The organism is Ensifer adhaerens (assembly GCF_000697965.2).
Taxonomy (GTDB): domain Bacteria; phylum Pseudomonadota; class Alphaproteobacteria; order Rhizobiales; family Rhizobiaceae; genus Ensifer; species Ensifer adhaerens.
Genome location: NZ_CP015881.1, coordinates 1,619,317 through 1,639,675, shown reverse-complemented (window position 1 = coordinate 1,639,675; position 20,359 = coordinate 1,619,317). Strand labels below are relative to the sequence as shown.

Annotated in this window: 21 protein-coding genes and 1 pseudogene; 13 read left to right on the top strand and 9 right to left on the bottom strand. The window is 63.5% G+C overall.

Translation table 11 applies throughout. From position 1 onward, the window contains the following. Positions 1 to 5: 5 nt before the first annotated feature. The 4 genes from benC to pcaD all read left to right on the top strand — a co-directional run bounded on the left by benC (position 6) and on the right by pcaD (position 4,142). Positions 6 to 1,034, top strand: coding sequence for a benzoate 1,2-dioxygenase electron transfer component BenC (gene benC, locus FA04_RS27070; protein ID WP_034801720.1), 1,029 nt, complete (start codon positions 6 to 8; stop codon positions 1,032 to 1,034). After that, positions 1,031 to 1,819: a benzoate diol dehydrogenase BenD gene (gene benD / locus FA04_RS27065; RefSeq protein ID WP_034801719.1), complete on the top strand. Its 789-nt coding sequence runs from the start codon at positions 1,031 to 1,033 to the stop codon at positions 1,817 to 1,819. The genes benC and benD overlap by 4 nt, the downstream gene beginning before the upstream one ends. Positions 1,820 to 1,858: 39 nt before the next feature. Beyond that, positions 1,859 to 3,190 (top strand): MFS transporter, encoded by a 1,332-nt coding sequence (locus FA04_RS27060; RefSeq protein WP_034801718.1) that lies wholly within the window; start codon positions 1,859 to 1,861, stop codon positions 3,188 to 3,190. Between the two features lie 166 nt (positions 3,191 to 3,356). Next, the gene (gene pcaD / locus FA04_RS27055) at positions 3,357 to 4,142 is read left to right on the top strand and encodes a 3-oxoadipate enol-lactonase (RefSeq protein ID WP_034801717.1); all 786 of its coding nucleotides are present in this window, start codon (positions 3,357 to 3,359) and stop codon (positions 4,140 to 4,142) included. A gap of 141 nt (positions 4,143 to 4,283) precedes the next feature. On the opposite strand, the gene FA04_RS27050 is transcribed toward pcaD, so the two are convergent. After that, positions 4,284 to 4,763: an SRPBCC family protein gene (locus tag FA04_RS27050; RefSeq protein WP_034801716.1), complete on the bottom strand. Its 480-nt coding sequence runs from the start codon at positions 4,761 to 4,763 to the stop codon at positions 4,284 to 4,286. 9 nt (positions 4,764 to 4,772) lie between these two features. Continuing rightward, complete coding sequence (locus FA04_RS27045) at positions 4,773 to 5,096, bottom strand: ArsR/SmtB family transcription factor (protein WP_034801714.1); 324 nt, start codon at positions 5,094 to 5,096, stop codon at positions 4,773 to 4,775. Positions 5,097 to 5,203: 107 nt separating this feature from the next. Here FA04_RS27045 and FA04_RS27040 point away from each other — a divergent pair, with 107 nt between their 5' ends. Beyond that, positions 5,204 to 5,845 (top strand): dihydrofolate reductase family protein, encoded by a 642-nt coding sequence (locus FA04_RS27040; protein ID WP_034801711.1) that lies wholly within the window; start codon positions 5,204 to 5,206, stop codon positions 5,843 to 5,845. Positions 5,846 to 5,971: 126 nt separating this feature from the next. On the opposite strand, the gene FA04_RS27035 is transcribed toward FA04_RS27040, so the two are convergent. After that, positions 5,972 to 7,033 (bottom strand): alpha/beta hydrolase family protein, encoded by a 1,062-nt coding sequence (locus FA04_RS27035; RefSeq protein ID WP_034801709.1) that lies wholly within the window; start codon positions 7,031 to 7,033, stop codon positions 5,972 to 5,974. A gap of 196 nt (positions 7,034 to 7,229) precedes the next feature. Between FA04_RS27035 and FA04_RS27030 the strand changes: the two genes are divergently transcribed. After that, entirely contained in the window at positions 7,230 to 8,261 is a 1,032-nt protein-coding gene (locus FA04_RS27030) for a helix-turn-helix domain-containing protein (protein WP_034801707.1), read from the top strand. 81 nt (positions 8,262 to 8,342) lie between these two features. Here the strand turns inward: FA04_RS27030 and FA04_RS27025 are convergent. The 3 genes and pseudogenes from FA04_RS27025 to FA04_RS27015 all read right to left on the bottom strand — a co-directional run. Next, positions 8,343 to 9,521 (bottom strand): annotated as a pseudogene (locus FA04_RS27025) (Do family serine endopeptidase); the annotation flags it as partial. 193 nt (positions 9,522 to 9,714) lie between these two features. Continuing rightward, positions 9,715 to 10,161, bottom strand: coding sequence for a hypothetical protein (locus FA04_RS27020; protein WP_034801705.1), 447 nt, complete (start codon positions 10,159 to 10,161; stop codon positions 9,715 to 9,717). 326 nt (positions 10,162 to 10,487) lie between these two features. After that, positions 10,488 to 11,618 carry a citrate synthase gene (locus tag FA04_RS27015; protein ID WP_034801768.1) on the bottom strand — a complete coding sequence of 377 codons (1,131 nt, stop codon included), beginning with the start codon at positions 11,616 to 11,618 and terminating at the stop codon, positions 10,488 to 10,490. 75 nt (positions 11,619 to 11,693) lie between these two features. On the opposite strand from FA04_RS27015, the gene FA04_RS27010 reads away from it, so the two are divergent. Next, positions 11,694 to 12,785, top strand: a complete 1,092-nt coding sequence (locus FA04_RS27010) for a citrate synthase/methylcitrate synthase (RefSeq protein WP_034801767.1) — start codon at positions 11,694 to 11,696, stop codon at positions 12,783 to 12,785. 270 nt (positions 12,786 to 13,055) lie between these two features. Further along, a complete protein-coding gene (locus FA04_RS27000; RefSeq protein WP_156553077.1) occupies positions 13,056 to 13,793 on the top strand; it encodes a cupin domain-containing protein in 738 nt (245 codons plus the stop codon). Positions 13,794 to 13,943: 150 nt separating this feature from the next. Here FA04_RS27000 and minE read toward each other — a convergent pair whose 3' ends face one another. The 3 genes from minE to minC all read right to left on the bottom strand — a co-directional run bounded on the left by minE (position 13,944) and on the right by minC (position 15,884). Then, positions 13,944 to 14,204, bottom strand: coding sequence for a cell division topological specificity factor MinE (minE, locus tag FA04_RS26995; RefSeq protein WP_034798387.1), 261 nt, complete (start codon positions 14,202 to 14,204; stop codon positions 13,944 to 13,946). Next, complete coding sequence (minD, locus tag FA04_RS26990) at positions 14,201 to 15,016, bottom strand: septum site-determining protein MinD (RefSeq protein ID WP_034798389.1); 816 nt, start codon at positions 15,014 to 15,016, stop codon at positions 14,201 to 14,203. The genes minE and minD overlap by 4 nt, the downstream gene beginning before the upstream one ends. A gap of 115 nt (positions 15,017 to 15,131) precedes the next feature. Further along, on the bottom strand, positions 15,132 to 15,884 hold the full coding sequence (gene minC, locus FA04_RS26985; protein ID WP_034798390.1) for a septum site-determining protein MinC: 753 nt from the start codon (positions 15,882 to 15,884) through the stop codon (positions 15,132 to 15,134). Positions 15,885 to 16,012: 128 nt separating this feature from the next. Between minC and FA04_RS36430 the strand changes: the two genes are divergently transcribed. From FA04_RS36430 to FA04_RS26965, 5 genes are all read left to right on the top strand, one after another. Then, entirely contained in the window at positions 16,013 to 16,135 is a 123-nt protein-coding gene (locus FA04_RS36430; RefSeq protein WP_255381169.1) for a hypothetical protein, read from the top strand. A gap of 77 nt (positions 16,136 to 16,212) precedes the next feature. Next, the gene (locus tag FA04_RS26980) at positions 16,213 to 16,398 is read left to right on the top strand and encodes a hypothetical protein (RefSeq protein ID WP_034798488.1); all 186 of its coding nucleotides are present in this window, start codon (positions 16,213 to 16,215) and stop codon (positions 16,396 to 16,398) included. A 607-nt stretch (positions 16,399 to 17,005) separates the two neighbouring features. Continuing rightward, positions 17,006 to 17,410, top strand: a complete 405-nt coding sequence (locus FA04_RS26975; protein ID WP_034798392.1) for a DUF1236 domain-containing protein — start codon at positions 17,006 to 17,008, stop codon at positions 17,408 to 17,410. 183 nt (positions 17,411 to 17,593) lie between these two features. Then, positions 17,594 to 17,989 carry a cupin domain-containing protein gene (locus FA04_RS26970; RefSeq protein WP_034798394.1) on the top strand — a complete coding sequence of 132 codons (396 nt, stop codon included), beginning with the start codon at positions 17,594 to 17,596 and terminating at the stop codon, positions 17,987 to 17,989. A 311-nt stretch (positions 17,990 to 18,300) separates the two neighbouring features. Continuing rightward, the gene (locus FA04_RS26965) at positions 18,301 to 20,349 is read left to right on the top strand and encodes a calcium-binding protein (RefSeq protein ID WP_051659433.1); all 2,049 of its coding nucleotides are present in this window, start codon (positions 18,301 to 18,303) and stop codon (positions 20,347 to 20,349) included. The last annotated feature ends 10 nt before the right edge of the window (positions 20,350 to 20,359 follow it).

Below are 20,359 nucleotides of genomic sequence, written 5' to 3'. Positions count from 1 at the left end.
CAACCATGGCCAGCTACAGGATCGCTTTGAATTTCGAGGACGGCGTCACCCGCTTCGTCGAATGCAGGGACGATGAGAAGGTGCTCGACGCCGCCTTCCGCAACAAGATCAACCTGCCGATGGACTGTTCGGACGGGGTTTGCGGCACCTGCAAGTGCCGCGCCGAAAGCGGCGCCTACGACCTCGGCGACGACTTCATCGACGATGCGCTGACAGCGGACGAGGCGGCAAGCGGACTGGTGCTGACCTGCCAGATGAAGCCGTCGAGCGACTGCGTCATCGCGGTGCCGACGACAGCAGCGGCCTGTAAGACCGGACAGCAGAAGTTTACGGCGAGTGTGGCAAGCGTCGTCCCGCACAACGATGCGGCGATCGTGCTCGAACTGGATATCGAGGGCGCTGCAGCGCCGGCCTTTCTGCCGGGGCAGTACGTCAACATCGACGTGCCCGGCAGCGGCCAGAGCCGTTCCTATTCCTTCTCCTCGGCATCGGGCGAGACGCGCGTCGGCTTCCTGATCAAGAAGATCCCGGGCGGGCTGATGAGCACGTGGCTGGAACACGCCGAAGTCGGCACGAAACTGGAATTGACCGGGCCGCTCGGCAGTTTCTATCTGCGCGAGGTTCAGCGCCCCCTGCTCTTCCTCGCCGGTGGCACCGGTCTTGCGCCGTTCCTGTCGATGCTTGAGGTTCTGGCCCGCACCAACCCGGAGCAGAAAGTGCATCTGATCTACGGCGTCACCCGCGACCTCGATCTGGTGCTTGTCGACGAGATCGAAGCCTATACCAAGCGGCTTGCCAACTTCACCTTTGACACGGTGGTGGCGGATGTCGCCTCCAGCCATCCGCGCAAGGGCTGGGTGACCCAGCACATGCCCGAGGACGTGCTGAACGGCGGCGATGTCGACGTTTATCTCTGCGGCCCGCCGCCTATGGTGGACGCAGTGCGCAAGCATCTCGACGACACCGGCGTAAGGCCCAACAGTTTCCACTATGAGAAGTTCACGCCCAATGCGGTGGCGAAGGAGGCAGCATGACCTCCGCTCGTTTCGAAGGACGGTTTGCCGGCAAGGCAATCGTCGTCACCGGTGCCGCGCAAGGGATCGGCCGCGCCGTGGCGCTGCGTGCCGTGGCTGAAGGCGGCAAGGTTCTCTTTGTCGACCGTGCCGATTTCGTGTCCGAGGTGGCGGCGGAGGCCGGCAGTGAATGGGCGGCTGCCTTCGTAGCCGATCTTGAAACGCACGAGGGGGCAGCCGCAGCAATGCACTTTGCCGCGGAAAAATTCGGCGGCATCGACATCCTGATCAACAATGTCGGCGGCGCCATCCGCATGCGTCCCTTTGCCGAATTCGAACCGGTGCAGATCGATGCAGAGATCCGCCGCTCGCTGATGCCGACCCTCTACTGTTGCCATGCGGTGCTGCCGCATCTCTTTGCCCGCGGTGGCGGCACCATCGTCAACGTGTCGTCCAATGCCACACGCGGCATTCACCGCGTGCCCTATTCGGCGGCCAAGGGCGGCGTCAATGCCATCACCCAGTCGCTGGCGATGGAGCTTGCCGACCGCAACATCCGCGTCGTTGCCACAGCACCGGGCGGAACCGAGGCGCCGCCGCGCCGCATCCCGCGCAATGCCGAAGGCGACAATGAGGCCGAGAAGGCCTGGATGGGCGACGTCGTCGCCCAGGTGAAGCAGTCGAGCTTCATGAAACGCTACGGCAGCATCGAAGAGCAAGCGGCGCCGATCCTGTTCCTGGCCTCCGACGAGGCCTCCTACATCACCGGCAGTGTTCTGCCGGTCGCCGGCGGCGATCTCGGCTGACGGACCTTTTTCAACGCGCGAACACCTGGGGAGGAGATGATGCGCACGATCGATGTGAATGAAGCAATTGACGGGAGCCCGCTTGGGAGCTTCCAGTGGATGGTTGTAGCGCTCTCGGCGCTGCTGTTGATCGTCGACGGTTACGACGTCTTCGTCGCCGGCACGGTGCTGCCGACGCTGATTGCCGAATGGGGCCTGAGCAAGCCGCAGGCCGGGGCGCTGCAGGCCTGGGCGCTGTTCGGCATGATGTTCGGGGCGCTGATCTTCGGCCCGCTCGCCGACCGGATCGGCCGCAAGAAGGGGGTCGCCATCAGCTTCCTGCTGTTTACGCTCTCAACCCTTTTGACCGGCTTTGCCAATTCGCCGGAGCACTTCAAGATCTTCCGGTTCTTCGCCGGTCTCGGCTGCGGCGGCTTGATGCCGAATGCGGTGGCGCTGATGAACGAATATGCGCCGAAGCGTCTGCGCGGCACGCTGGTGGCGCTGATGTTCTCCGGCTATTCCGTCGGCGGCATGGTCGCTGCCGGTCTCGGTATCGGCCTCATCCCGTCCTATGGCTGGAAGCCGATGTTCTTCATCGCCGCCGTGCCGCTGCTCCTCTTGCCAGCGATCCTCTGGAGGCTGCCGGAATCGCTTGGCTTCCTTATCCGCCAGGGCAAGCAGGAAGAGGCCAAACGCATCTATGCCAAGATCGATCCGAACGCGCGTCTCGGTACCACCGACAGGCTGGTCTTCTCCGAGACGAAGGGGGCCTCGGCATCGGTGCTGGAACTCTTCCGCCATCAGCGGACCCTGCGCACCGTCATGCTCTGGGTCGCATTCTTCTGCTGCCTACTGCTCGTCTATCTCTTGTCGTCCTGGCTGCCGAAGGTGCTGCAGGAAGCTGGCTACGCCGAGAAGGCGAGCCTGCTCAGCCTGTTCTCGCTGAATTTCGGCGGCATGGTCGGCGCGATTGCCGGTGGTTGGCTCGGTGACCGCTTCGGCCTGCCGAAGGTGGTGGTTGGTTTCTTCGTTGCCGCCGCCTTCTCGATCGCGCTGATCGGCTTCAATCCGCCGACGGGTGTCCTGTTTCTGATGGTCTTTGTTGCCGGCGCCACCACGATCGGCACGCAGATCCTGCTCTATGCCAGCGTGGCGCAGCTCTACAACCTGTCGGTTCGCTCCACCGGTTTGGGCTGGGCCTCCGGTGTCGGTCGCATCGGCGCGATCGTCGGCCCGACGCTCGGCGGCGTGCTCCTGGCGCAGGAGCTTCCGCTGCAGCAGAACTTCGCGATCTTCGCCGTACCGGCGGCGATCTCGGCTGTCGCCATGCTGGTCTTCGCGGTCAGCAACGCCCGCCGCGTGGAGATCGCGCGACTGGCGGCGGCATAGATCGAGGCGAGGCGGCCGGGCCGCGAAAGGATCGGTTGCCGCCCCTTGAGCGCGCGCTGTCGATATCTACTTATTGCAGCGCCGCGTACCACCCGAGGCGCGATGTTGCGCCAAGAACGACAAAGCCGCCATTGCTGGCGGCTTTCCCGATTGGAGTTCCTGTTTCATGGCCTATCTCGACTTGTCCAGCCATCGCCTTCACTACCGCATCGAAGGCGACCAGAACGGCAACGCGCCCTGGCTGCTCTTCTGCAATTCGCTCGGCACCGACCTCTCCATGTGGGATGCGCAGATCGCCGATCTGTCGCCCCACTTCCGCGTGGTGCGCTACGATCGCCGCGGTCATGGCCAGTCCTCGGCGCCGCCGCCGCCCTATGCGCTGTCCGACCTCGGCCAGGATGTGCTCGCGCTCATGGATGGCCTGGGGATCGAGCGGACACATTTCTGCGGCCTGTCGATCGGGGGCCTGACCGGACAATGGCTAGGTATCCATGCCGGCAAACGTCTCGACAAGATCGTGCTCTGTGCCACGGCGGCGCGGATCGGGACGCCCGAGAGCTGGGCCACCCGCATCGACAGCGTCCGGGCGGACGGTCTCGCAGGGCTCGCCGCGGCCACGGCCGAACGCTGGTTCAGCCCGCAGTTTGCAGCCAGCTACCCGGAAGTCGTCGATCGCATTCTGGGCGCCTTCACCGCCACCTCGACGGACGGCTACATCGGCGGCTGCACCGCGCTCGCCGGCGCGGACCTGAGGGAGGAGATCGTAGCGATTGCCAACCCCGTGCTCGCCATCTCCGGCAACGGCGATCCGGTATGCCCGCCGGCGGACCTCGAATATATCGCCGCCCGGGTGCAGCGAGGCCGGCACGTGTCGCTGCCTGGTCGGCATATCGTCAATATCGAGTCGGCAAAGGCCTTCAATTTGGAGCTTCTCGACTTCCTTCGGCCATAGGTGCCGCGCAGATCCGTCACTTGATCGGAACGAGCGACGACGCCTTCGCCGACGGTGTCAGTCGCAAGCTCAGACGTGGCTCCGAACAATCCTGAAAGCGGTCAATCATGAAGGCGGCGACCAACGTTCAGGCGGGCCGCGTCAGCCATCGAGCCAGGCGGCAAGACTGTCAAGCGTCTGCAGCCCGTACTCCACCGCGCCGAAGTCGATGACCGCTTGGCGGCGCTCGCGACTTGGGTGAAGCTGGCGCAGGGTCAGCACGGTCTTGCCGTCGGCCTGTTCATCGAAAGTAATCGTCATATAGAAGCGATCGGGGTCATCGGGCTCAGCAGTGCCATAGTCCACCACGATCAATTCGTTGGGCACGATCTTCAGGAAGCGCATCAGACTGGGGAAGCGCTGCTGCCGACCATCAAACTCGCCCACCATGTCGAAGCGCCATACTCCGCCCTCACGGATGTCAGCCTCATGGTTCTCGATGCTGAAGCCAGCCGGGCCATACCATTGTGCCAGCGCTTGCGGGTCCATCCAGGCGGCGAAAACCTTTTGTCGCGGGTGCTTCAGCACCTTGACCAAAACGATTTCGCGGTCGGGCGACCAGGTCTCAAAAATCGGTTCCATTGCCGTTCCCTACGTCTTGTCCAGATAGGCTTCCAATCGGTCGAGCCGTTCGGCCCAACGTCGTCGCTCCGCTTCCATCCAGGTTGCCGCCTCTTCGAAGCGCCCCCGCTCCAGTCGACACCAGCGGCTGCGGCCACGTTTCTCGCTTGCGATAAGTCCGCAATCTTCAAGCACCCTGAGGTGCTGGGCGAAGGAGGGCAGTGCCATGTCGAAGGGTTCGGCAAGGACACTCACGGGCATCTCCCCGTCCGCAAGCCGTGAAACAACGGCGCGGCGCGTCGGGTCGCTGAGTGCATGGAAGGCAAGGTCAAGCGGGGTCGAATGATAGGGCATGCGCCACACTAAAGCGGACCGCGCACACGCGTCAATGATAATAAGGTACTTGCCTTTGTATTCGGGTGAAATTAATAAGGTATCTACCTTACCATTAGGAGAGGCCAATGGCAGTTCGTGTCGATCTCAACATTTCCCTGGACGGTTTCGCGACAACCACAGATCAGACCCCGGAAAATCCGTTTGGCGCTGATTGGCCGCGTCTGGTTGCGGCCTATGCTGCGACCCGAACGATGCGGGAGCGCGTGTTCAAGGACACGTCCGGAGCGGGCACCACGGGCGTCGATGAGCAATATGCGCAGTCATACTTCTCAAACATCGGTGCTGAGATTATGGGCGCCGCCATGTTTGGATTTCACGCTCACCCAAACGATCCCGACTGGCGCGGCTGGTGGGGGGAAGAACCTCCGTTTCGCGTCCCGGTCTTCGTGCTCACGCACAAGCCGCGGCCTCCGATCGAGATGGCCGGAGGCACCACATTTCATTTTCTGAACACGTCCCTTGCCGATGCACTCCGGCAGGCGACGAGCGCCGCTGACGGTAAGGATGTCCGTATTGGCGGCGGACCCACGGTCGTGCGCGCCTATCTCAAGGCAGGCCTTGTCGATAGCTTGCATGTGGCGATCGCACCCATCCTGCTCGGGCGGGGTATCCGTCTTTGGGACGATCTGCGCGGGTTGGAGGCCGGCTACACCGTCAAGGCAGAAACGGCCGAGAGTGGGACCGTCCACCTCACGTTTCAGCGCTAGCAGCGGACCAGAGCGATGGCAGCTTCTCGTCTCCTCGGACGATGCCATCTCTCCGGGCAAGACCGAAATCGAACAGACCGAGCACAGGGCGACGCGTGTCATCGCCCTGCGGCCAGTATGACGATGCTATCGATTCGCCAGTGTTTTCTGCAGGGCCTCGCGGGTCAGCTTGCTGATCTCGGCATGAATATCGGCGCGCGGCCGTTCCGTCGTGCCGCAAATCGGATCGACCTCGCCGAAGGATTCAAGCAGTTCGGCAGCGCCGTCCTTGCATATCGGCAGGAAGCTGAAGTGGTCTGCTCCGGCGACCGTGGCATAGGAGCCCTTCGGCGTCAGCGCCGCCAGCGGCTCGGAAGCGACCGCAAGCGGGATCGTCTCCTTGCTGCCGAGATTGATGAAATGCATCGGGATCGCGATCGCCTTGAGGCTGTCTTCCACATAGGCCTGGGCGAGGCCGGGGTCGACGAGTACGGCGCCTTTGATCCGAGGATCCCGGTTCGACTGCTCGAAACGCGCCTTGTCGACGGTGCGAAGATCGAGCTTGTCGACGTCGACCGGCGTGTCGTCGACATAGCCCCTGCCGCCGACGAACCAGGCGCAATCCCACTTGCCGTAGCTGTCGCAGTAGCCGGCATAGGCCTCGAGGCTCGCTCTTGCCCCTGAAATCTCCATGGCGGTCGAGCCGCCGAGAGAGAATCCGAGGACGGCGATCCGCCCGGGGTCGATTGCAGCGCTCCATTGCGGATCCCGGGTGAACGTGTCGATCAATGCCGAGAGGTCGGCCGTCCTTTCCCAAAGCTTCGGCGTGTTGGCAGGCGTCGAGTCGCCGCTGGTGGTGCCGGGATGGTTGGGGCCGGCGACGATGAAGCCGGCCGCCGCGAGCTCGGCCGCAAGCCAGCTCATCGCCTCGACGCGGCCGCCCGAACCATGGGACAGAACCACCAGCGGATACCGGCCCTCGCGCAAGGGGGCGTTCTTCGATGCGGGCGATCCCTCGAAGATGCGATTGTCGCCGACAAGCACCGGCTCACCGCCGGCTTTGGCGGGATACCAGACGGTGACGGCGAGTTGGCGTTCCCGCTTCGGTGCGGCAACGTCGATCTCGCGGACGCCGACGTCATCGGCTTGCGCCGAGGCGGCCAGGCTCAGAAGGAAGGCAGCGGCGGGAATGAACTGGAGGAGGGGCATTGGGCATCTCGCTGTGTTGGAAAAGACGGCCGATCGTCACCGACGCCCCGCTTGTCCGCGTCCTCGATCGCGATTGAGGTCGTCCCGAATCGCGATCTGGGCAATGATCCGCCCATCGAAATGCCTGCTTGCCGCTCGCCTGCCTGCCGTTTGTCTGCCCGCCTTTGTCTGCCCGCCTTTGTCTGAAGGACATGCCTTGATCTTTCTGCCGCTCCCGTTCGTCGTCGCCTTGCTGCTTCTTATCCTGCTTGCGTTCATGCTGCATGGCGACGAGCCAGGGCGGCGCAACCGGCCGTTCCTCGCTCTGGTGGCGCTCTGTGCGCTCCAGTCGGTGATCGTCGGGCTGCGTTGGGGCTATGACGTCACTGCGTTGAAGTTTGCGCTGCCGGTGCTTGCGAGCGGTGTGCCGCCGCTGGTGCTTGCGAGTTTCCACAGCCTGATCCGCAGAGACGAGCGCAGTGCTGCTGCGGCGGGGTGGGTCCATGCGGCGCCGACGATCGGTATGTTCGCGCTCGTGCTGTTCGCGCCGCGCTACATCGATTTCGCCTTGATCGTCGAATATGTCGGATACGCGCTGGCGCTCCTGAACCTGGCGCGCGTCGGTACGGATGCGCTGGAGGAAGCGCGCTTCGAAGGTGCGGCCGCGGCGCACCGCGCCTTGCTCATTGCCGCGTTCTCGCTCTGCCTTTCGGCGCTCTTCGATCTTGCGATCCTTCTGGATTTCGAATGGACGAGGGGCGCGAATATCGGCCTCATCGTCAGTAACGCGAACTTGCTGGGCCTGCTCTTCATCGGGCTGACAGCCATGGTCGCGGACCGTGCGCGTGCGCTTCCGGCCGCCGGCGCGGTCACCGACGAGGATCCTGTTGCAAAGCCGCAGGACCGCGAAATCCTCGACAGGATCGATCAACTGCTCGTCAGTCAGAAACTGGCCCGCGACGAAAACCTCACCTTGTCACGTCTGGCGCGGCGCGCGGGCCTGCCCGCCCGGCAGATATCGACCGCCGTCAATCGGCTGGCGGGCAAGAACGTCTCGCAATACATCAACGATATCCGGATTGCTGAGGCCTGCCGGCTGTTGCGCGAAACCGACATGTCGGTGACCGCGGCCATGCTGGAATCCGGCTTTCAGACGAAATCGAATTTTAATCGCGAGTTTCGCCGCGTCACCGACTTGAGCCCCGTCGCCTGGCGCGAGCAGAACCGGACCGGAGCGCTTGCCGCCTGACTGATGCCATGGCGATGCCCGGCCGCGGTGCGGCCGGGCTGGTTGGAGGCAAGGTGTGCGGTGACGTACTTGCGACGGTTACTGCTGGTCTGCGGCATTGTCGCCGATCGTGATCGCAACATCCTTCGTCTTGCCGGTCCGCCATAGGCTCAGGTTCTTCGAGGTGCCGGGCGAGAGGTCGGCGACCATGCGCGACAGGTCACGCGGCGACTTCACCGGGTTGCCGCCAAGCGCGATGATGATGTCGCCGGCCTTGATGCCGGCCTTGGCGGCGGGCGTTCCGCCATTGACGCCGGCAACGAGCGCGCCCTCAGGCTGGGCAAGGCCGATGGCGTCGGCGATATCAGCCGTGACCGGCTGTATCTGCACGCCGATGAAGCCGTGCTGGATCGAACCATCCTTCATCAACTCAGTGACGACCTTTTGCGCCTGGTCCGAGGGGATGGCGAAGCCGACGCCGACGCTACCGCCGTTCGGCGAATAGATCGCCGTGTTGATGCCGACCACCTGGCCCTTTGCATCGACCAGCGGTCCGCCGGAATTGCCGTGGTTGATCGGGGCGTCAATCTGGATGAAATCGTCATAGGGACCGCTGTGCAGGTCGCGGCCGCGCGCCGAGACGATCCCCGACGTGACCGTCGTGCCGATGCCGAACGGGTTGCCGATCGCCAGCACCTGGTCGCCAACCCGCAAGGTGTCGGAATCGCCCCAGGCAACTGTTGCGAGCGGCTTCGGCGCCGTGATCTTCAGGACTGCGAGGTCGTTCTTCGGGTCAGCGCCGACAAGCTTGGCCGGCACTTGCGTGCCGTCGTCGAGCGTCACCATGATGCTCGATGCCTTGTCGATGACGTGGTTGTTGGTGACGACGTAGCCGTCCGCGGTCACGATGAAACCGGAGCCGAGCGCTTCGGCCCGTTGAGGCTGACGCTGCTCAGGCGCCTGGTCCGGCAAGGGGATGCCCTGATCGTGGAAGAATTGGCGGAATTGTTCGTCGAAGGGCGAATTTCCGCCCGGTTGCGACGGTTCGCTCGCACCGGCGTTGTCGGCCTTGATCACGGTCGTCACGGTGACGACCGCCGGCTTGTCTGCCGACACGACCGGCGCGAAGGATCCGCCGGATGTGGCCGGGACTGCAACGGCCGGACTGGCCGCCGCAGCGGCCACGTCATGGCCTGTGAAGGCTGCTACGGACAAGGGCGCAATGATGACGGCTGCGCCAAGGAGGGCGGCAGCTCGATACCTCGTGAGAATGTTTGACATGATCCTGTTCCTTTCGCTGCCTGTTTGCCGGACGAACTTGGCCGGACGCAGCCCGAGGCAGGTCGGGTCTGCGGGCACCGTCGGCCGGCATTGGATTAAGGGGCGGTCTGGTTGCCGAAGGACCAGGCCCTTGAGCGGGCCCGGCCCCATCGGTTACGGCTCACCCGAAGACGGGTGAGCCTCAACGTGTCGGTCAAGCCATTCGGGCGATGTCGCGGTCGAGATGGCGAACGTCACCCTGGAGCCGGGCGTAGGACTGGGCCGGCAGCATGCCGTGATGGGCGGCGGCGGTCTTGACGGCGTCGGCGCGCACAGCACCGTCTTCGCGTTCAAGCTTCCGGTAGTTTGCTGCCGTCAGCTTGCCCTGTTCGCGGTCGGCTTTGATGCGGTGGTTGTCGACCCGGAGTTCATGCACGACGTGATCGAGCCGCGTCGATGCCATGTGGGTCGGTGTCCGGTAGACCGGCATGGCCGGGGTTGCCATGTCGTCCTGGGCGAAAATGCCCTGGTAGTAATCGCCGGTATAGGCACCCTTGTCGTTGTCGCGGCCGAAATCGTGGTGATCGGCAGCAAAGGCGGCACCGCTTAAGAGAACGAGGGCGACGGTTGCGATGGTGGTGGTCTTGAAAGGCGAGCGCATGACTGCATCTCCTGAATTGAAGGAAGCGCCGCGCGCTTCCGTTCGAGGCTGTCTCCTATTGTCGCGTCACGGCCGAAGCGGTCGCCGGCAATATTCAGTCTCGAAAATGAAGGTATTACTTCCATGCGCCGCCGTCATGTTAATAACGCGTAATATTTCGGCAAACATCTCCGGAAATCCGCTTCATTAACATTATTTAATAAAGGCCAATTCGCTCCAGATTGACGGATATTCTTTCCCCAGGCGCGTATTGTGGCCCTTTTGCGGCCGCCCGCCCGCGCCTTTTCTAGTCAATCGAGCTTAGGGCTGAGGGCGCGGAGGAGGAGCTACGATCCGGCATAGTGGGCGCGCGGCCGGATCAGATCGCCGCTGACGACCTGTTCCATTGCGTGCGCGAGCCAGCCGACGGTGCGTGCAAGGGCGAATATCACCATCGGCGCGTCATCGGGTAGATCATAGGCAGCAGCGAGCGCCGCCAGAGAGAAGTCGAGATTGGCCGGTTCTCCGAGCAGTTCCTCGCCGGCCTCGGCCAGCGCGGCATAGAGCGGCGGCACGTCGAAGCTCGACATGATGGCCTTCGCGCGCGGGTCGCCGTCCGGATAGAGCCGGTGGCCGAAAGCCCGGACCACGCCGTCCGAAGACAGCATGGTACGGATCGCCTCGCGCACCCCGCCCACGGCCGCCTGTTCGGCAAGCCGCGTGACGCTCAGCCAGGCGCCGCCGTGCCTGGGGCCGGTGAGGGTGGCAAGCCCCGAAAGTGTGGCGGCGGAAAGTGCGGCGCCGGACGACGCGGTGACCCGTGCTGCAAAGGCGGAAACGTTGAGCTCGTGTTCCGCCGTCAGCACCAGGCATCGGCGGATCGGCTCCGCCGCCTCCGGCCGCTCCCAGCCCTGCGCCAGGCGCTCGTGCAGCGGCACATTTTCCCGCGACGGCGCAAGTCCGGCGGCAACGGTCGCCAGCACCTCGGCGGCCTCGGCCTTCAGGATGGCGGGCCTGCGTCCGAGCGCCGGCAGGTCGGCTTCGATGCGCCCGGCGAGAAGCGTAAAGGTCGTTGCTAGCCGCGATTGGCTGCTGCCGGGATCGCGCGCTGGAACAACAACCGCCGCCGGTGTCAGCCAGAGCAGGGCGGCGACCTCCTCCAGGGTCGCTGTGGTGGCAAGTTCGATCGCGTTGCTGCCGCGGTAGGAGAGCTGCCCTCCGGCGATGCTGGAGATCGTCGTTGGCAGTACCGGCTCGCCCCAGCGGATCGTCTCGGCCGCCACGACCGCCGCCTGCCGCCTGCCGGCGTGGCGCTCGGCCAGCCGGTGCACGTCGTCGGCCTGGTAGAGGCTGCGGCGCGGGTCGGCGGGGTCGGGCTTGGCGCGAATGCGGCCGCGGCTGACATTGGCATAGAGCGTCTGCCGTTTGCTGCCGAGCTTGGCGAGCGCCTCTTCGGCGGTGATCCAGAGTGTATTCATGTTGATCAATAGCATCAAGATTGACGTCAATAGGTCTAGGTCGGATCATCCTCGGCGTAAAGGAGAAACTTGATGATGAAGAACGGACTTGAAGACGTCGTCGCCGCCGAAACGCAGCTCTCCCATGTTGACGGCGAGGCGGGTCAATTGATCATCCGCGGCGTCTCGCTCGATCACCTGGCCGGCCACGCAAGCTATGAGGATGTCGTGGCGCTGTTGTTCGAGGGGCTGCTTGGGCCGATGCCGGACCGGGTTGAACTCGCGAAGCGGCTGGGTGAGAAGCGAGCGGAAGTGTTCGCCCATGTTGGCGCCATCGACGATGCGTTGCTGGAACTGCCGCCGGTCGACATCATGCGCGCGCTCATCGCCCGGCTCCCGGATGGGGAGGACCTCGATACGGCCCTACGTCTGCTCGCCGCGCCGGCCGTCTTCCTGCCGGCGGCGCTGCGCATGAAGAGCGGTGAAGCTCCGGTCGCGCCGACGCCGGCGCTGTCGCACGCCGCCGATATCCTGGCGATGCTCTGTGCCAAGGTGCCGAGCAGACAAGAAGTGGCGGCGCTCGACGCCTATCTGGTGACGATCTCGGACCACGGCCTCAACGCCTCGACCTTCGCCTCACGCGTGGTCGCCTCCACCAAGGCCGGTCTCACCTCTTCGGTGCTTGCCGCCATCGGGGCGCTCAAGGGGCCGCTCCATGGCGGCGCGCCTGGTCCGGTGCTCGACATGCTGGACGCGATTGGAACGCCTGAGAATGCGGAGGCCTGGCTTTCCGACGCGCTCGACCACGGCGAACGGCTGATGGGCTTTGGCCACCGTGTCTATCGTGTCCGCGACCCCCGCGCCGATGCGCTGAAGGGCGCGCTGAAACGACTGATCGCTGCGCATCCGGCCAACCGCGATCGCATTCGACTGGCAGAAGAGGTCGAACAATCGGCGCTCGCCGTCCTGAAGGTGCGCAAGCCCGACCGCCCGCTCGACGTCAACGTCGAGTTCTACACGGCGCTGCTGCTCGATGCGCTGCGCTTCCCGCGCGACGCCTTCACCGGCGTGTTCGCGATCGGTCGCACCGTCGGCTGGATCGCCCATGCCCGCGAGCAGGCGCTGGAAGGCCGCCTTATCCGGCCGCGTTCGCTCTATGTCGGGCCGCTGCCGCAACAGGCCGCGTGAGTGTTCTATGCTGAGGCGGAGACCATCCGCGCATTTCGCAGGTGTTGTTGAAAGAACGCCTTCAGGTCGCGGAAGTCATCGAAACCAAGGACGGTCGCAAAACGGGCGACCGTCGTCGGCGAGACGGCGCAGACTGACCTCCCCCCCCCCCCCCCCCCCCCCCCCCCCACACACATCGGCGCGCCGCTTCGCGCCCAGAACCAAGGAGTTTACCAATGGGATACAAGCCGTCTCCCCGTCCTGTCTTTGATCGTCCTAGCCACATCCCCTATGCCGGCGTCACGCGGCATCTCTGGGGCGAGGAAAATGCCGGTCTCGTTGACGGCTGGATCTACGCCTCGACGGAAAGCATTCACCAGATCGTCTTCATGCAGCCCGGCGGCTGCTTCAAGCATACGATGGCCTCCCGCGATCTTCGGGGCGTACGAGGTTCTCTACGTGCTGAGCGGTACACTTGGCCTTGCCAACCCCGAGACGGGTGAATTCTGCATCGCGAAGGAAGGCGAGGCGCTGTTCTTCCGCAAGGAAACCTGGCACCACGGTTTCAACCTTGGCAACGAGCAGGTCCGCGTGCTGGAATTCTTCGCGCCGCCGCCGGCCAAGGGCACGTCAGGCCCCTATGCGCGCACCAAGCCGTATATCGAGATCGAGCAATCGCGCTATGGCCAGAGCGAGTCCATCGGTCGCTGGCCGATGGACGCCGACGCCCAGCGGAAGGCCAGGACAATCCATTCGATGCGCGATGCCGATCTGCTCTTAAGCCTCGATCGGCAAACGCAGGGCGCCTATACCGGCCTCTATTGCGCGACCGATCAGCTCACCGTCGGCAAGACGACGCTGCTTTCGGGAAAACGCACCGGCATGGAGCGCCACAAGGGTGACGAATGCCTCTACTTGGTGTCGGGTATCTTGAACATCCATGTGCCCGATGCCGAAAGCCAGGTCTGGTTCGAGCTCAACCCGCGCGACGGCTTCCGGCGGGTTTCGATCACCAATATTTCAACATGACGGGCGACAAGGTGGAGTTCGTCTTCGGTGTCGCCCCGGAGTACTAGTCTCAAACAAAAAAAAATACGGCAGTACCCGCTGGATGCTGCCGTATCTGAAAACAGGAAGTCGGTCGAGAGGAACGTTGCTTCCCAAATAAGTTGGCGGCCCTTAGGCCGCCTTCTTTGCGTCGAAGGGGATCTCGATATCGACGGCGAGCGTTGAGACCTGGGGGCCGCGTTCCATCGTTACGCGGACCTTGTCGTCGTCGATCTGCATGTGTTTGGAGATCGCCTGGAGGATTTCGTCGCGCAGTTTGGTGACGAGATCGCTATCGCCGGCGGATGCGCGCTCATGGGCGAGCAGCACCTGCAGCCGTTCGCGGGCGGCCGGCGCTGACTGTGTGCGGGAGAAGAAACGGAAAAGGTTCATGCCGCTTTCCTTCCGAAGATCTTGCCGAGGAAGCTGCGCTTCTCGCCGGGGATGTTGATCGGCAGGGCCTCGCCCTTCAGTCGGCGAGCCGCCTCGAAATAGGCGAGCGCCGGGGCCGAGCGGGTGTCGGCCAGCGTGACCGGCGAACCGACGTTGGACGCGCGCAGCACGTCGGCGCTTTCCGGAATGATGCCCATCAGCGGGATCGACAGGATTTCGAGCACGTCGTCGACCTTCAGCATGTCGCCGCGCTCGGCGCGTACCGGGTCGTAGCGGGTAAGCAGCAGGTGCTTTTCCATGCGCTCGCCGTTTTCCGCCTTGAGCGTCTTGGAATCGAGCAGGCCGATGATGCGATCGGAATCGCGCACCGACGAGACTTCCGGATTGGTCACGACGATCGCGATGTCGGCGTGGCGCATGGCCAACGTGGCGCCACGCTCGATACCGGCGGGGCTGTCGCAGATGACCCAGTCGAAGGCGCTCTGAAGGGCGGCGATGACCTTCTCGACACCTTCCGGCGTCAGGTTGTCCTTGTCGCGGGTCTGGGAGGCCGGCAGCAGATAGAGCGTTTCCAAGCGCTTGTCGCGGATCAGCGCCTGCGACAGCTTGGCCTCGCCCTGGATCACGTTGACCAGGTCATAGACGACGCGGCGTTCCGCGCCCATGACGAGGTCGAGATTGCGCAGACCGACGTCAAAGTCCACGACGACGACTTTCTCGCCGTTCTGAGCGAGTGCGGCGCCCAGTGCGGCGCTGGACGTCGTCTTGCCGACGCCGCCCTTGCCCGATGTAACTACGACTACCTTGCCCATTCGTCTCTCCAAGTATCTAAGAATTCGCCTTCGCCTACGTCCTCGTGACCCCGGCCGGATCGACCTGAATCACCAGATGCGGATGGCAAGCATCCACACCTTTCCTTGCCTCGGCCTAACCGAGCGTTCCGGCCTTCAGCTGTTCGCCGTCGAGCCAGATCTGCACGGACTTGCCACGCAGATTCTGCTCCATGTCGTCGGCCGTCTTGTAGAAGCCGTCGATCGCAATCAATTCCGCTTCGAGCTTGCGGCAGAAGATCCGCGCCGAAGCATTGCCCGTGGTGCCGGCCATCGCCCGGCCGCGCAGCGCGCCGTAAATGTGGATCGAGCCGCCGGCGACGACTTCGGCGCCCGAGGCGACCGAGCCGATGATCGTCACGTCGCCTTCGGGGAAGAACAGCGACTGGCCGGAGCGCACCGGCTGGGTGACGACGATCGACGGCGTCGCCTTGGTGGCAAGCGGTTCTGCCGTGATCACGGTTTCCGCGGCTGCTTCCGCTTCCGGCGTCTCGCTCTTTTCGGCCTGTTCCGCCATCTTGGCTTCGTAGTCCGCCGCCGGGCGACCGTCGGTCATCGCGGGAGGAAGGTCAGCGCCGAGCAGAGACTGGCGCGCGCCTTCGATGCCCATGATGCGCACATTGCGCTTGCCGAGCTGGTCGACGAGTTCGCGCAGTTGCGACCGGTCGATATCAAGGCCGTCGACATCAAGCACGACCGGGCGTCGCAGGAAGAAACCGGCGGAGCGGGAGGCGAGATGGTCGAGGCGGGTGAGCCAATCCTCGAGCGGAAGCTCGGGGGTCAGCGCTAGCGCAAGGAAGGATCGCCCCTTGAGGCGGATCGGCCGGGATTCGGTTAACACATCATTCATCTTGGTAAATTTTCCGTTGCTTCGGTGTATCGATCAAATGGTTAACAAATGGTTAATTCGGCAATGCGAAGGTTAATGAGGCGGCGCTGAGGACCGGTCGCCGGCCGCTGGAAAACAAGGAAAATCGGGTGGCCGAAAAAGCCGCTCTTTTGCCCATCGTCGCCTTGGCTTCGGCCGATCAGACCCTGCGCCCGGCGCCGAGCGACGCAGAAAGCCTCGATACGGCAAGGGCGATTCGTCCGGGCTCATGAGGGGAGTTGACATTGGAACGCTAAAATAAGAACATAACAAGAACAAAGCGGAGGTTCCCATGAGTCGGATGGAGACCATGACCCACACGGAAGAAGTGATCGAACGCGCCATGGCCGCCGTTGCGGCCGCCCGAAAGAAGCGGGAACGCGAGGCCGAATGGCGCAAGCGCACCTTCGGCCGCATCGACATGGCGCCGCCGTTGCCGCGGCTGAAGCGTGGCGGTGTCCAGCTTTCGCTTCGGCTCGACGGTTCCGCACGCTGACGAAGGAGCGGGCCGCTCAAGGCCCGGCAGCTGGATGACGGGCGAAGCGAGCCGAAGCTTCGAGAGGAATGAACATGAGGCATCGTCGAAGCATCGACCTGATGCCGCGCGAAGACGCCACCGTTGACGGGGCGACCTTGGAACTCTTGCCGGAATGGTACGTGCTCGTGGCGCAATGCGGGAAATGTCGACACCAGGGGCGGATCGATCGCCGGCTTGTTGCAAACAGGCGCGGATGGGGCGTCTCTCTCAATTCCATCGGCCCGGCGCTGAAATGCGTACGCTGCGGCAACAGGGAAGGGAACAAACTGCTTCTTGGCCGGTTGCCCCGTGACTGATGGGCGGTGCGGGCAGAAAGCGTGGCGGGGCAGATGGGTTTGCCTTGAGAGCGCACGAAGGCGTCTCAGTCACATAGAGGGTGATTCTCTGCTATTTGTACTATAGAATTGATAATGGTCGGTGCCTCTTTGAATTGTATGGCGTTGATGTCGATCATACATTGATTGTTAATGAAATTTATCAAGCGTGATGCGCTGAAATTAGCGTGGATTCGGAACAAATTATTATTCTTTTAGTTGATGTGGTGATCAAACGAAAGGATTAGATCATGAAGAAGCTTATAATCGCCGCGGCTGTTGTTTCTTTGATGGCAGGATCCGCATTTGCTGAGGATGCCAACCAGAAAGCCGGCACGGCCGCAGGCATCGTTGGCGGCGCAACCGCGGGTGCCGTCGTCGGCGGGCCGATCGGTGCCGGTGTGGGTGCCGTGGTCGGTGGCGCGCTCGGCGGAGCGCTGACGCCGCCGCCGCCGGAAGTCATCACCTGTGTCGAACAGCAGCCCGCACCGCCTTCGGTCGTCGTGCAGGAGCAGGTCGTGATCGGTAAACCCATCCCGCAAGCCGTCGTCCTGACGCCCGTACCCGATAATCCGCGCTACGCCTATGCGGTCGTAAATGACCACCGCGTGATCGTCGAGCCGCAGTCGAGAACGGTGGTCCAGGTCATCAACTGACCGTAGGCGGTCTTCATACTGTAGTCTCTCAGGGAGGGGTGGCGTTCCGCGCCGCCCCTTCCTTTTGCCCAGCTATCGATAAGGCGAGGCATCAAATGCCCTTGAGCGCTCAGCGGGATCGGTCGTGTCGATTGGTTCAACCTGATAAACTGCTGGCCGGATTTCATCGGCGGGGAGCACGTCATGGGAGCTGTCGCGCATGAAGACTGGCCGATCGAGATGTGGCGCCCGGGGGTTGAGACCCGCATGCTCATCTCCGCGCTCAATGGCGCTTCCGGATTGTGCCTGTTCGAACAATGGATCGCGCCCGGCGCCGGCGCGCCCACCCATAGCCATCCCGTCGAAGAGGTGCTGACGGTGGTGGCGGGGCAGGCGGAAATGTGGATCGACGACGAACGTTTCATCCTCACCAGCAATCAATCGCTGATCGTGCCGAAATTGCGTCGGCACGGGTTTGCAAATGTCGGCGGCGAAACGCTCCACATTCGCGCTGTGCTCGCATCCGCAGCCTTCGAGGCAAGCTTTGACGATGCAGCGGAAGCGACCAGGCGCTGGGCAGCCGCGCCGGTGCAGGGATAGGTCGGCACCTCCCATAAGCCACCACCCGAACTTCGGGCAAAGCCGTCGTGTCCGGCAGCGACCGGCTATCGAGGCTCGTGGCCTTCTTTCCCGAAAAGCTCGCACGCGTGTTTCTCACGCCGAGGGACGCACGGCGCCGAGGATGAAAATATACGCGCGAAACAACTAATATAAATCTCGAATTATATTGCCAGTATTTCGAGTATTTATTCGGTATTGCTTTACGAGTTTACATAAATACAGTCCGCATAGAAGTGTCGATATTTCCGTGGCAAAGTATTCTTGAAAATTGTTTGAAGGGGAGTGATCGCATGGCGAGGATCGTAGGTTCCTATGGGAACGACGTTTTGAAGGGTACCGCGGAAAGCGACCGCATCTGGGGGCTTTTCGGCGCCGACACGATCGACGGCGGCGCTGGCGATGATTTCGTCAGCGGCGGCGGCGGGCGCGATACCCTGATAAGCTCGAGCGGCTACGATCGGCTCGACGGCGGTGCCGACGACGACCAGATCGTGCTGAACGGGACCGGCGGTGCGGTCACCGGAGGGGCCGGCTATGATGGTCTCGTGGTCGATTTCTCACAAACCTCCGAGCGCATGGTGTTCAACGGCGGGTCCGGCCACGGTTATGTCGGAGATCCTGCGCTCGCCGGGCGCCACGTCTTCTTCCACGATATCGAGTGGTTGCGGGTGCTTGCCGGCAGCGGCGACGACCGGATCGCCGGCACCGCCTCAGGCGACAACATCTCGACGGGCGCCGGCAACGATGTCGTCTACGCCGGTGGCGGAAACGATCTCATAACCAACAGCGGCGGTCACGATCGTCTCAATGGCGGCGCCGGCAACGACCGCTTCGTTCTCATCGGTACCGGCAGCACCGTCTCCGGCGGCAGCGGCACCGATACGCTGGCTATCGATCTCGTCGCCGCCAAAGCCCCCGTCGTCTTCAACCTGCAAAACGGCCACGGCATCATCGGTCATCAGACATCGGGCGAGCGCCATATCTTCGTCACCTATGACGGCATCGAAAAGATCGAAGTGACGACGGGAAGCGGCAACGACCGGATCCTGGGGAGTACGCTTTCCGATGTCATCCAGACCGGCGGCGGCAACGACTTCGTCGACGCGGGTGTCGGCGACGATACGATCATCGACGGGCTCGGCGCCAATCGCCTGTTTGGCGGTGACGGCCGCGATCAGATCACCTCGACGCTGTATTCGGCAGAAATCGACGGTGGGGCGGGCCAGGACTGGTTATGGATCAAGGAAACGCAGCGCACGAGCGACCTGACGGTCGACTTCTCCGCCGGAGGGGCCTCGACCGGCACCGTCATTAGCGGCATCGAGGAGGCGAGCCTCATGCTCGGCAGCGGCAACGATCGGGTGATCGCCGGCGATCTGACCTATCTCGTGGTCGAGGCCGGCGCTGGAAACGATCACCTCGAGGGCGGCGCCGGAGGGGATGCGCTCTATGGCGAAGACGGCAATGATTACATTCACGGGGGTGCCGGAAACGACTCGATCGTCACGGGCGCCGGTGACGATGTGGCCTATGGCGGCGACGGAATGGACACGCTAGCCAATACCGGCGGCAGCGACGTGCTCGATGGCGGCGCCGGAGACGACTGGCTGCAGGACACCTTCCCCGGCGGTGGCAGCCTCGGTGTTGCGTCGATCCTGCGCGGCGGCGCGGGCAACGACACGATCAATGCCCGCTACGTCGGCGAGGTCGATGGCGGTGAAGGCCGGGACCTCCTGAACCTCAACTATGGCGGCCTGCCGGAGGCGATGGACTTCGACGCGGCACGGGGTGTCACCCATACCGGCCTGACGTTCACCGGTATCGAATATTTCAACGTTTCGAGCGGGGGCTACGACGACGTACTGCGCGGCGGCGACGACAACGACACTTTTTACGCCTCGAGCGGCAACGATATCCTCGAGGGGCGCGGCGGGGATGACAAGCTGACGGGCGCGTCGGAAAACGACCAGCTCTTCGGCGGCGACGGGGCGGATTTCCTCGATGGAGGGTCCGAGAACGACCGATTGAGCGGCGGTAACGGCAGTGATGTGCTGACGGGTGGCCGCGGCGCGGACACCTTTTACTGGTCGTCGGAAACCTCCGGCGAGGTGGGCCTCGATCGCATTCTCGATTTCGATGGCCGGCAGGGTGACCGCATCGCCTTTTCCCACGAGGCCCAGGACACAACGGGTATTCACAGCTATGCGGATTTCCTTGCCGCAGCGCGCGACACGGCCGATGGCGTGTTCGTCTCCTTCAATGGCTCGGAAACCGAAGGCATTCTGATCGAGGATAGCTCGCTCTCGGTTCTCTCCGAAAGCGATCTCGTCTTCGGCTGAGGCCTCGTTC